Source organism: Gordonia sp. PvP123, assembly GCF_040547295.1.
Lineage (GTDB): Bacteria > Actinomycetota > Actinomycetes > Mycobacteriales > Mycobacteriaceae > Gordonia > Gordonia terrae.
The window spans coordinates 550800-562730 of the sequence record NZ_JBEPPN010000001.1; the positions used below are offsets into that span (position 1 = coordinate 550800).

The 11931-nt window shown below is 67.3% G+C and carries 10 protein-coding genes and 2 tRNA genes; 10 read left to right on the top strand and 2 right to left on the bottom strand.

The genetic code is table 11. The annotated features are described in order from the left end of the window. Positions 1 to 59: 59 nt before the first annotated feature. The 3 genes from ABIC25_RS02530 to ABIC25_RS02540 all read left to right on the top strand — a co-directional run bounded on the left by ABIC25_RS02530 (position 60) and on the right by ABIC25_RS02540 (position 2362). Positions 60 to 133 (top strand) — tRNA-Arg (locus ABIC25_RS02530). Between the two features lie 136 nt (positions 134 to 269). After that, the gene (locus tag ABIC25_RS02535) at positions 270 to 629 is read left to right on the top strand and encodes a hypothetical protein (RefSeq protein ID WP_354559776.1); all 360 of its coding nucleotides are present in this window, start codon (positions 270 to 272) and stop codon (positions 627 to 629) included. Then, complete coding sequence (locus ABIC25_RS02540; RefSeq protein ID WP_354559778.1) at positions 629 to 2362, top strand: magnesium and cobalt transport protein CorA; 1734 nt, start codon at positions 629 to 631, stop codon at positions 2360 to 2362. Before ABIC25_RS02535 ends, ABIC25_RS02540 begins: the two co-directional genes overlap by 1 nt. Here ABIC25_RS02540 and ABIC25_RS02545 read toward each other — a convergent pair. After that, entirely contained in the window at positions 2345 to 3664 is a 1320-nt protein-coding gene (locus ABIC25_RS02545) for a uracil-xanthine permease family protein (RefSeq protein WP_239402713.1), read from the bottom strand. The two genes, ABIC25_RS02540 and ABIC25_RS02545, sit on opposite strands and share 18 nt — an antisense overlap. Positions 3665 to 3801: 137 nt before the next feature. Between ABIC25_RS02545 and ABIC25_RS02550 the strand changes: the two genes are divergently transcribed. From ABIC25_RS02550 to cmrA, 3 genes are all read left to right on the top strand, one after another. Beyond that, positions 3802 to 4350 (top strand): PadR family transcriptional regulator, encoded by a 549-nt coding sequence (locus tag ABIC25_RS02550; RefSeq protein ID WP_354559780.1) that lies wholly within the window; start codon positions 3802 to 3804, stop codon positions 4348 to 4350. Positions 4351 to 4415: 65 nt separating this feature from the next. Then, on the top strand, positions 4416 to 6479 hold the full coding sequence (locus ABIC25_RS02555; protein ID WP_239402711.1) for an NADPH-dependent 2,4-dienoyl-CoA reductase: 2064 nt from the start codon (positions 4416 to 4418) through the stop codon (positions 6477 to 6479). 41 nt (positions 6480 to 6520) lie between these two features. After that, positions 6521 to 7327, top strand: coding sequence for a mycolate reductase (cmrA, locus tag ABIC25_RS02560; RefSeq protein WP_354559781.1), 807 nt, complete (start codon positions 6521 to 6523; stop codon positions 7325 to 7327). Positions 7328 to 7342: 15 nt separating this feature from the next. On the opposite strand, the gene ABIC25_RS02565 is transcribed toward cmrA, so the two are convergent. Further along, positions 7343 to 8923 carry a helicase HerA-like domain-containing protein gene (locus tag ABIC25_RS02565; protein WP_354559783.1) on the bottom strand — a complete coding sequence of 527 codons (1581 nt, stop codon included), beginning with the start codon at positions 8921 to 8923 and terminating at the stop codon, positions 7343 to 7345. Positions 8924 to 8984: 61 nt separating this feature from the next. Between ABIC25_RS02565 and orn the strand changes: the two genes are divergently transcribed. The 4 genes from orn (at position 8985) to ABIC25_RS02585 (ending at position 11597) form a co-directional block, all read left to right on the top strand. After that, entirely contained in the window at positions 8985 to 9584 is a 600-nt protein-coding gene (gene orn / locus ABIC25_RS02570) for an oligoribonuclease (protein WP_354559785.1), read from the top strand. A 102-nt stretch (positions 9585 to 9686) separates the two neighbouring features. Then, positions 9687 to 9759, top strand: a tRNA-His gene (locus ABIC25_RS02575). Between the two features lie 173 nt (positions 9760 to 9932). Beyond that, positions 9933 to 10277, top strand: coding sequence for a YciI family protein (locus ABIC25_RS02580; protein WP_004019567.1), 345 nt, complete (start codon positions 9933 to 9935; stop codon positions 10275 to 10277). Positions 10278 to 10328: 51 nt separating this feature from the next. Then, a complete protein-coding gene (locus ABIC25_RS02585) occupies positions 10329 to 11597 on the top strand; it encodes an RNA polymerase sigma factor (RefSeq protein ID WP_354559786.1) in 1269 nt (422 codons plus the stop codon). The last annotated feature ends 334 nt before the right edge of the window (positions 11598 to 11931 follow it).

The window sequence follows — 11931 nt, forward strand, 5'->3', positions numbered from 1 at the left end:
GCCGTGTCGTAGACTCTCTCTGCCCGGCAACTGGTGTGCGATGTCACGCCCGCCGGTCAGCCTCCGTAGCTCAGGTGGATAGAGCAAGGGCCTTCTAATCCCTAGGTCGCAGGTTCGAGTCCTGCCGGGGGCACCGTGACAGTCTTGCCGGCCTCCGGCCGGTGTGGCTTCCCGATCCGCACCGCCAGATCGGGAACCGACCAGGGCACTCCGCGCGTCAAAGTCCTGCACCACCACTTCGGTGGGTCGCGACTCCCTGGAGGATCATGATGCTCCCCGCCCCCCTGTCCGGGTTTCCGCCGCCGTCCCGCGGGCGACGATTTGGAAGCCGTTCGACGACTTCACAATTCGGCATCGATCCCGCCGAGGTCCAGGAGATCGCGCGCACCTGGCGGGCCTCCGGGATCGCGATCCACGCCGCGGATGTCGAGGCCATCGGTGCGGCGTTCGCGCCGTCGAGCCGGGTGGCTCGAGCCCTCGCTGCGGCCGCCCGCCCCGCGCGCCTGGCGGTCGACTCGATCGGCGAACGACTCACCTCGATGAGCGGGATGCTGCGGACCTTCGACTCGACGGTGGCCGCCACCGACGCGCGATCGGGCGGGCTCTTCGGCGACCTGGCGGACCGCTGATGCGGCCCACCGTCTCGCAGCTGCGCGCATGGAGTCCACAGTCGTTCACCGACGCCGGATCCGCCGCGGTCGCGGTCGCCGGGTCCCTCGACACCGGCGTGGACACCGCGGTCCGCGCCGTCGACTCCGCGTCGTCGTGGTCGGGTGTCACTCATGATGCCGTGAACCGGGCCATCTGGGCGGAACACGATCATGCGGGCGAGATACGCAATGTGCTGCACATGGTCGCCGACGAGGCGACCGACGCCGGTGCCGACCTCTGTCACGCCCGCGACTTCGCGCTGGGCGTGGTCCGCGGCGCCGAGGGGCTGGGCTTCACCGTCTTCGACGACGGCACGGTCACCCATCCCGACACCGACCGCGCCGGCCAGGCCGCCCTTCTCGCGGACTCTGTCTCCGATGCGCTCGACACCCTCGACTCACTCGACGAGCGGTACGGCGAACGACTCGAAAATCTGACCGCCGACCTCGCGTCGATGATCACCGGTCAGCCCGATGTCCGACTACCGGGCGGAACAGCCATGGATGCCGATGCTGTCGTCCGCATGTTGGAAGCGCTCCCGCCGACCCAGGTGCGGGACATCGTCGAACAGATGGACCCGGACGAGGTGCGTCGTCTGATGCAATCGAACCCGCACGTCGTCGGAAACCTGCCCGGTGTCCCGTTCGCCATCCGGGCGCAGGCCAACGAAATCAACATCCGGAACGCTCTCGTGGACGAGATCCAGGCCGGCCGTGCAGAGGGACTCCGGGCCCGGACTCTCCGTGGGCTTCTCGAGCCGACACCCGAGCCGACCACGGCCGGAACACCCCGCGGTGACGACGGGCTCGTCGAGCGGACCTTCCTCACCTTCGTCAACACACCCCGGGGCCGCCTGGTCGAGATGATCGGAGCACTACGGCCCGGCACCACGAACACCGCGATCTACGTTCCGGGCACCGGGACGAACCTCGACACCGCAGTCGGCCGCAACCGCACGGCGGCAACCGAACTCGCGACCCGCACGGGCGGGCCCGTCTTTCTCTACCTCGACGGCGACCTGCCCCCGGACCTACGCGCGGCGGCGAGCCCGAGTTTCGCCGCCGCCATGGCGCACCGCCTGGAACTGTTCGGCTCGGAGTTGGACGTCGAGATCGCGCGTCACGCGCCCGCGGCGACCACCACCTACATCGGCCACAGCTACGGCGGATCGATCGTGGGCTCGGCCGAACAGCTCGGTCTGGCCCCCGACCGCGTCATCTATGCGTCGTCGGCGGGCACCGGAATCTACGACACCCCGCATCCCCAGGGCGTCGATCGCTACTCGCTGACCTTCCCCGGCGACCCCATCCACTATGTGCAGTCACTCCCCAGCAACCCCCACGGGCACGACCCCGACACCGCACCCGGCGTGATCAGGCTCGACACCGGCACAGTCGAGGTGCATGAACGCACAGTCGATGCAGACGGACGCACAGTGAACGAAAACCGACGCACAGTCGACGGGGGGCTCGTCACCCACGGCGCCTACTGGAACGATCCGGAGTCGACGGCCTTCCAGAACATGGTGAAGGTCATCACCGGCGCCGAGCCCGATCTCTACGTGCCACGCAAACCTGATGTCGCCGAACTCCCACCGCCGGTCGGCGCACCCGCTCCCCTGTGGTGGCTCTATCTCTTCAACGATCGTGCCGATGGGGACATCGACCTACCTGGCCCGTTTCCCGACATCCCGCTACGGCTGCCGTGGTGAGTGCTCCTCCCGGTCGACGTCGACCGTCCCCCGCCATCCGCCGATGAGCCGCATGGAGTGGTAGATGACCAGTGCCGCGACCGATCCCAGCGAGATGCCGGCGAAGACGAGGTCGCCGACCTGCCAGGTGTAGTCGGCGATGCCGATGATGAGCGGGATCGCCGCGGTGAACTGGTTGATGGGCTTGGAGAAATCGACCTTGTTCCGCACCCAGATCTGTACGCCGATGACGCCGACCAGACCGTAGAGCGCCGTCGTGACACCGCCGAGCACACCCGGCGGGATCGCGGCGATCACGGCACCGACCTTGGGCGAGAGCCCCAACAGGATCGCGGCGCCGCCCGCCACCCAGTAGGCCGCGGTCGAGTACACCTTGGTCGCCGACATCACGCCGATGTTCTCGGCATAGGTCGTCGTGGCCGAACCACCGCCGCTGCCCGCGAGCATGGTGGCCACTCCGTCCGCGGCCAGCGCACGACCCATGGTGGCGTCGTAGTCCTCACCGGTCATCATCGCCACCGACTTCACGTGGCCGATGTTCTCGACGACGAGGACCAGCACGACCGGGAGGAACAGCGGCAGCACACCCAGCTCGAAGGTGGGCGTCTGGAAGTCGGGCAGCCCGATCCACGCGGCGTCGCCGATGCCGGAGGTGTCGATGTAGTCCTTGCCGCTGTCGATCCGGTCCAGGATCAACGCGAGGACATAACCGACCACGACGCTCAGGAAGATCGCGAGTCGTCCCAGCAGACCGCGGAACAGCACTGCCGAAGCCACCAGCAACACCAGCACGATCGTCGCGAGAACAGGATCCTCGACGAAGTTGTTCTTCGCCGCCGGTGCGAGATTGAGGCCGATCAGCGCGACGATCGCGCCGGTCACCACCGGTGGCATGAGGGTCTCGATCCATCGGACACCGGCGAAGTGGCTGATGAGTCCGATGACGACGAGCATCGCGCCGACCGCCACGAGTCCGCCCAGCGCAGACGACGCGCCGTCGGACGCGACGGCGGCCGTCACCGGCGCGATGATGGCGAAGCTCGAACCGAGGTAACTGGGCAGTCGGTTGCGGGTGATCAACAGGAACAGGATCGTGCCGATTCCGGAGAAGAACAGCGTCGTCGACGGCGGGAACCCGGTCAGCACCGGCACCAGGAACGTCGCCCCGAACATGGCGACCACATGTTGCAGACCGATGCTGACCGTGCGAGGCCAGGTCAATCGTTCCTCGGGCGCGACCACCGCGTTGTCGGTCAGCCTCCACGACAGCAGTTTCAGAGACCTCGTCTCCGGTTCACTCATGCCGAACAGTGTGCGGCACAGCCCTCACCGACGCCTCACTTCGGGTCCGCGGTCACCTCGGCACGCCCGCTCGATATGCAACTAGACTCATATACACCTTGTTGCATAGTGCGTTGTTGCAGTGTTAGCTTGCTCTCATGGCGCTCGAACATGCGATTCTGGTGTCGCTGGCCGAGCGACCCGGAACGGGCTACGAGATCGGTCAACAGTTCGACCGCAGCATCGGCTACTTCTGGTCGGCCACGCACCAGCAGATCTACCGGACACTCAAGAAGCTCCTCGACGACGACCTCGTCAGCGTCGAATCGATCAGCCAGGATGGTCGCCCGGACAAGAAGGTCTACACGATCTCCGATGCCGGTCGCGACGCCCTCGCCGAGTGGGCCATGAGTCCGACTCCGCTGCAACCGCTTCGCAGCGACATCGGCGTGAAGCTACGGGCCGCAGAGTTCGGTGACCTCGCCGCCATCATCGGCGAACTCAAGGCACACCGCGACGAACATCTCGCACAGCTCAAGCTCTACACCGGCTTCCAGGCCGACTACTACCCCGATCCCGACGCGCTGATCGGCCGCAAGCTGCACCAATACCTCGTCCTCCGCGGCGGCATTCGCCAGGAGGAGGGATACATCGAATGGTGCGACGAGGTCATCCACGGCCTCGAACGCGAACTGGCCGAGAGCTGAATCCGCCAGTCCCCCAGACCACGAACACCGCCCACCCAGGTCCCACCGAGATGAAAGGTCGCGCCATGTCAGCCCCGACGGCACAACCGAATCAGCACTATCCGCACCTGTTCACGCCCCTGCAGATCGGCGGCATGACCATCGAGAACCGATTGGTCATGGGGTCGATGCACACCGGTCTCGAAGATCGGTTCTGGGACACCGACAAGTTGGCCGCGTACTTCGCCGAACGGGCCAAAGGTGGTGCGGGACTCATCATCACCGGCGGATTCGGCACCAGCCGGACAGGTCTGCTCGCATTCGCCGGCGGTAAGATGACCAACGTCGTCGACATGACCCGCCACAAGCGCGTGACCAAGGCCGTGCACGACGAGGGCGGCAAGATCGCGATGCAGCTGATCCACGCCGGCCGATACGGCTACACACCGTTCAAAGTCGCACCGGGCACCGATCCGTCGCCGATCCACCCGTTCAAGCACCTGAAGATGACCGAGCCGATCATCCGCCACGTCATCCGGTCGTTCGGCCAGTCCGCCAAGCTCGCACGCAAGGCGGGGTATGACGCCATCGAGATCATGGGCGGCGAGGGCTATCTCATCAACCAGTTCCTCTGCCCCCACACCAACGACCGCACCGACAAATGGGGCGGCAACACCGAGAACCGCCAGCGCTTCCTCGTCGAGGTCATCAAGGAGATCCGCCGTCAGGTCCCGCGCGACTACCCGGTGATCCTGCGCCAGTCGATCGCCGACCTGATCCGCAAGGGCCAGACCTGGGACGAGGTCGCGCTGATGGCCCGCAAGGCCGAGCAGTACGGCGTCGACGCGATCAACACCGACATCGGCTGGCACGAGGCGCAGGTCCCGACGATCGTCACCTCGGTGCCGCGCGGCGCGTTCGTGAAGTTCACCGAACGCCTCCGTGACGAGGTCTCGATCCCCCTCATCGCGGCCAACCGCATCAACACCCCGGAGCTCGGCGAGGAGATCCTCGCCAACGGCCGCGTCGACGCCATCCAGATGGCGCGCCCGTTCCTCGCCGACCCCCACCTGGCGAACAAGGCCCGCGAGGGCCGGTCCGACGAGATCAACACCTGCATCGGCTGCAACCAGGCCTGCCTCGACCACGCCTTCGTCGGCAAACACGTGTCGTGCCTGGTGAACCCGATCGCGGGCCGCGAGACCACCCTGATCCTGGGTCCGACGCGAAAGGCCAAGCGCGTGGCCGTGATCGGCGCGGGGCCGGCCGGCCTGTCGGCAGCCGTGGCCGGTGCGCAACGCGGCCACAAGGTCACCCTGTTCGAGGGTGGCGACTCGATCGGCGGCCAGTTCTCCATCGCCGCACGCATTCCGGGCAAGGAGGAGTTCAAGGAGACGATCCGCTACTTCACCCGCCAGATCGAGGTGCTCGGTATCGAGGTCCGGCTCAACACCCGCGCCGACGCCGAGGCGATCATCGCCGAGAGGTACGACGACGTGATCGTCGCGACCGGCGTCGTGCCGCGCATCCCGAGCTTCCCCGGCGTCGATCATCCGATGGCGATGTCGTACGCCGAGGCCGTGCTCGGGCATCGGGAGATCGGCAAGCGGGTGGCTGTGATCGGCGCCGGCGGTATCGGTTTCGACGTCAGCGAGTTCCTCACGACCGATGAGTCGCCGACCCTGAATCTCAAAGAATGGGAACAGGAGTGGGGTGTCACCGACGACCCGGAGAAGCCCGGATTCGTCACCAAGCCGCGGCCCCTCCCCCCGGTGCGCCAGGTCTACCTGGTCCAGCGCAAGGCCGGCAAGCAGGGCAAGTCGCTCGGCAAGACCACCGGCTGGGTGCATCGCGCGACGATGAAGATGAAGGGCGTCGAGCAGATCACCGGCGCAACCTACGACAAGATCGACGATCAGGGACTGCATCTGAGCTTCCGCGACGACGAGGGCAACGTCACCGACACCCGCGTTCTCGAGGTCGACAACGTGGTCATCTGCGCGGGCCAGGAATCGGTCCGGGATCTCGTCGACCCGCTGACGCTGGCCGGTGTCACCACACACGTCATCGGCGGGGCCGATTACGCGGGTGAGCTCGACGCCAAGCGCGCGATCCGCCAGGGCACCGAGGTGGCCGCGGGTATCGACTGACGGTCGGCCTCGGCGTGAGAGGCGGCGGCTACCATTGCGACATGCCGGTACCGCCGCCCTCCGCCACCGCCCGCGCCGTCGTCACCGGCGCCTCGTCCGGGATCGGACGAGAACTCGCCCGTGCGTTGGCCGCTCGGGGCCACTCGGTGATCCTCGTCGCCCGTCGCGGTGAACTGCTCGAAGAGCTCGCGGGCGAACTGCGGACGGCCCATGAGGTCTCGGTCGAGGTGCGTGCTGTCGACCTGTCCGACCCCACGAAGGTCGAGGTGCTCGCCGCCGAGTTCGCCGGGCGCGACATCTCGATCCTCTGCAACAACGCGGGCATCGCAACATTCGGTCCGGTCGCCGAGCTCGACGCCGACTACGAACGCGCGCAGGCCCGGTTGAATGTCAACGCCGTTCACGACCTCACCCTGGCGGTACTGCCCCAGATGGTGAAGCGCGGCTCCGGCGGCATCCTGATGGTCGGGTCGGCGGCCGGCAACATGCCGATCCCCAACAACGCGACCTACGCGGCGTCGAAGGCGTTCGTGAACAGCTTCAGCGAGTCCCTGCGCGGCGAGGTGTCCGCGCAGGGCGTGCACGTCACCCTGCTCGCGCCCGGACCGGTGCGCACGCACACCCCCACCCCCGACGAGGCGTCCATCGTCGACAAGGTCGTCCCGGATTTCCTGTGGCACTCCTCGGCCAAGGTCGCCGAGATGAGTCTGGATGCATTGGCGCACAACAAGATGCGGGTCGTTCCCGGCACCCTGTCGAAGGCGATGTCGGTGGCGGGCGGTTACACACCGCGCTCCGTGGTGGCGCCCATCGTCGGCGGCTTCTACCGCAAGTTCGGCGCCGAGTAGCCCTCGCGGCAACGTTCAGCGCCGCCGGCGACGTCCGGTACCGAAAATCGCGCGGCTGAACTCACGTCCGGCCGCACTGGCCGCCGAGCGCAGGAAACTCTGCATCGGCTTGCTGGTCAGCACCTCGGTCAGCAGCCCCGGCTCCTCCGATGCGGGACCCGGTGTCGGAGCCGGCGCAGGCGACGGAGCCGGAGCCGGCGCATCGGCGGGCTCGCCCGGCGCCAGGGTGTTGGCGGCGAGCATCTCGTAGGCAGACTCCCGATCGACCGAGGTGCCGTACTTCGCATACAGTGGTCCGGCTTTCGCGGCGGCCGTGATCGCGTCGGCCCCGATCGCCTCCATCGACGACCGCGGCGCACGGATCACCGTCCACGCGACCGGTGTCGGCGCGCCGCGCTCGGACAGCACCGTCACGATCGCCTCGCCGGTACCGAGGGAGGTCAGCGCCTGTTCGAGGTCGTAGACCTCCGACACCGGATACGTTTTGACGGTCGTGCGCAGCGCCTTCTGGTCGTCGGGGGTGAAGGCCCGCAGCGCGTGTTGGACTCGCGCACCGAGCTGCGAGAGCACCTCCTTGGGAATGTCGGTCGGCAGCTGAGAGCAGAAGAAGACGCCGACGCCCTTCGACCGGATGAGTTTGACGGTCTGGACGACCTGGTCCACGAAGGCTTTCGACGCGTCGTCGAACAGCAGGTGCGACTCGTCGAAGATGAAGACCAGCTTGGGTTTGTCGAGGTCGCCGGCCTCGGGCAGGAATTCGAACAAGTCGGCCAGGATCCACATGAGGAACGTCGAGAACAGAGCGGGGCGGGCCGCCTGGGTACCGAGCTCGAACAGCGTGATGATGCCGCGTCCGTCGGGCGCCATCCGGATGAGGTCGGCGGGCTCGATCTCGGGCTCACCGAAGAACGTGTCACCGCCGTCGGCCTCGAGATTCGACAGCGCACGCAGGATCACGCCCGCCGTCTGACGTGACACCCCGCCGATCCCCTTCAGTTCGGCCTTGCCCTCGTCGCCGGTGAGGAAGGCGATGACCGACCGCAGGTCCTTGAGATCCAGGAGCGGCAGACCCTTCTTGTCCGCCCAGTGGAAGATGAGGCCGAGTGTCGATTCCTGAGTGGCGTTGAGTCCCAACACCTTACTGAGCAGGATCGGTCCGAAGGAGGTGATCGTGGCGCGGACCGGCACCCCGATCCCCTCCGACCCCAGCGAGACGAACTCGACCGGGTGCGCGGCCGGTTGCCAGTCGTCACCGGTCTGTCCGGAACGGTCGGCGATCTTGTCGTTTCCCGCGCCCGCACGGCTGAGTCCCGACAGGTCACCCTTGATGTCGGCCATCACGACGGGGACGCCGTTGCTCGACAGCTGCTCGGCGATCAGTTGCAGCGTCTTGGTCTTTCCGGTCCCGGTCGCACCTGCGACGAGACCGTGTCGATTCATCATCGACAGTGGGATACGGACCTTCGCCTCGGAATCCACCTGCCCCGACACCGAGACGGCACCCAGCTCGAGTGCGGTGGTGGTGAACGCGTATCCGGCGGCGATGCCCTGGGCTGAACCGCCCTGGGCGGGACTGGAGGCTTCGGTCACGAGCACACGATAGCCCTCGGGGGCGATCTCCCGCGGTTCTGCGCGCTGGGTTGGCTAAGGTTGTCGGGTGCAGGACAAACTGGTGTGGATCGACTGCGAGATGACCGGACTCCGCCTCGAGTCTGACAAACTCATCGAGATCGCGGCCCTGGTGACCGACGGCGACCTCAACATCCTCGGCGACGGCGTCGACGTCGTGATCCACGCCGACGATGCCGCCCTCGCCTCGATGCCGGACGTGGTGACCAAGATGCACGCGGCGTCCGGTCTCACCGAGGAGGTGCGGGCGTCCACGGTCACCCTCGCCGAGGCAGAGAAGATGGTCCTGGACTACATCCGCACGCACGTCACCACCCCCGGGGCAGTACCCCTGGCCGGCAACTCGATCGCCACCGACCGCGGATTCATCACCCGGGACATGCCCGAACTCGACGCCTACCTGCACTACCGAATGGTCGACGTGAGCTCCATCAAAGAGCTGTGCCGTCGCTGGTATCCGAAGGTCTACTTCGGTCAGCCGGAGAAGGGCCTCGCACACCGGGCACTGGCCGACATCCGCGAGTCGATCCGCGAGCTGCGCTACTACCGCGCAGCGGCGTTCGTGCCGCCTCCCGGACCCGACACCGACGCTCTTGCCGACATCGTGAAAGACCTCGGCCCCGCGTGAACACGCTGGTCGGTTAACCGATTGGAGTTCTGCGGCACCGACCCGCTAGAGTGTTGATGGCTCTGAGACCCGGCGCTGACGCCCAGGTTTCCGACGCCGATGGTGGATGTAGTTCAGTTGGTAGAGCACCAGGTTGTGATCCTGGCTGTCGCGGGTTCGAGTCCCGTCATCCACCCCGACGAAGCCCCGCCTGCGATCCGCAGGCGGGGCTTTCTCGTGTCCGAATCTTTTTTCGCAGCGCTGTCGATACCTGTATTCCCCGTACGTCACCATGGTGTCGGACCGATCCGGTTCGACACGATGGCCACATCCGCACAGACGTGCAGCCGGCCGAGAACTGGAGGAACGATGAAGTACGCATTGCTGCTCATGGGACACGTCAACGATCCGGCGTGTGGTGAGGACGGGGGCGCCAGTCCCGAGGAGTTCTTCGCCTTCGACGAGGAGATCACCAAGGCCGGTGTCGTGGTCAGCTCCTTCGCCCTGGAGGACGAGCGCGCGGTGGTGCACACCGACGACAGCGGCGAACGTGTCGTGGCGTCGAGCGGACCGTTCGCGGAGGTGCGGGAGTTTGTCGGCGGGGTCTACGTCATCGACGTCGCGAACGTGGACGAGGCGATCGAGTGGGCCCGACGCAGCCCCGGTTCGGCGCCCGGCGGCCACGTCGAGATCCGACCGCTCGCACCCTACTGAGCGATGACGAGTCCTCCGCATCGTCCGGCGGCCACGGAGTCCATGAGGCCCATGGGGTCCGTGACCCGCCGGGCGGTGTCCGGCATCGACCGAGATGTCCGCGCGCGTGTACTCGCCACTCTGACTCGGAAATTCGGCGACCTCGACCTCGCGGAAGACGCGGTTCAGGACGCGATCGCCCAGGCGCTGACCACCTGGCCCCGGAGCGGCGTCCCGGACTCGCCGGAGGCCTGGCTGACGACGACGGCCAAACGCAAGGCACTCGATGTGGTGCGACGTGAATCCGTTCTCGCCGGCAAGCTCGCCCGGTTGCACGCCGAGACCGAACGCGCCCCGGCGCCTGCGGGTTTCGCGGATCCGGCCGATGCGCCGCCGCCGCAGCTCCCCGACGAGCGACTCGGCATGTTCTTCGCCTGCACCCACCCCGTGCTTCGCACCGAGGACCGGATCGCGCTCACCCTCCGGTTCGTTGCCGGCCTGACCACCGCGGAGGTCGCGCACGCCCTGCTGATCGAAGTTTCGACGGCTCAGCAGCGAATCGTGCGCGCCAAGAAGCGAATCGGCGCGCTGGGGGTTCCGTTCACCCCACCGCGCGACGACGACCTCCCCGCCCGGCTCGGCGGGGTTCTGCGCGTGGTCTACCTGATGTTCTCCGAGGGATTCGCCCGCTCGAGCGGCGACGCGCACATCCGTGACGATCTCACCGGCGAGGCCCTCACCCTCGCACGAACCCTGCGGTCTCTGCTCCCTCGCGCCGAGACGTCCGGGCTGCTCGCCTTGCTGCTCCTCACCCAGGCCCGCCGTCCGGCGCGACTCGACGGGAACGGAAGGCCTGTCCCGCTGGGCGACCAGGATCGCCGTCGCTGGGACCGAGGTCTCACCGACGAGGGCATCGCTCTCGCCGAAAATGCGGCCGCACAACCAGATGCGGGTCCGTACACGATCCAGGCGGCAATCGCCGCGGTGCACGCCGAGGCACCGACCGCGACGGAGACCGACTGGGCTCAGATCGCGGTCCTGTACCGACTGCTCGAGGCACATGATCCCGGTCCCGTGGTGCGCGTCGGCCGCGCTGTCGCCGTGGGTCGCGCCTACGGCCCGGCGCGCGGCATCGCGATGCTCGATGAGTTGCGGTCGGATCCACAGCTCGACCGCTTCCGGCCGTTCCACATCGCGCGGGCGCTCACGCTCTCGGAACTGGGCGACGACGTCGGCGCGGCTGACGCCTACCGCCGAGCACTCGACCTGCCCGGCAACGTGGCCGAGGACGACTACCTGGCCGATGCACTGGCCGGACTCCGGTCGGGCACGCAGATGTAGTGCGCCGTTGCTTCTGGCGCAACGAAGAGCTACATCTGGGACGTCGTTTCGGTGGTCGCACCCGACCGGGGACCTTCGACCTCAAAAGTCCCCGAAGCCCGGCGCATGAGCATGCGGCGCAGTAACGTCCACCCCATGCCTTCCTACTGGGTCATGCCTGCTGTCGCGCTGATCTCGTGCATCATCATCGGGATCGGCTTCATCGTCGGAATCCCCGGCGACCGGGACCACAGCGACAAGGACTGAGGTCGACGCCTCGGACGAGGCACGATCACACGGCCGCACCGTCGGGGTGCGTGCCGCGATGACACCGGACGTCTGGCGGTGTCGTCCA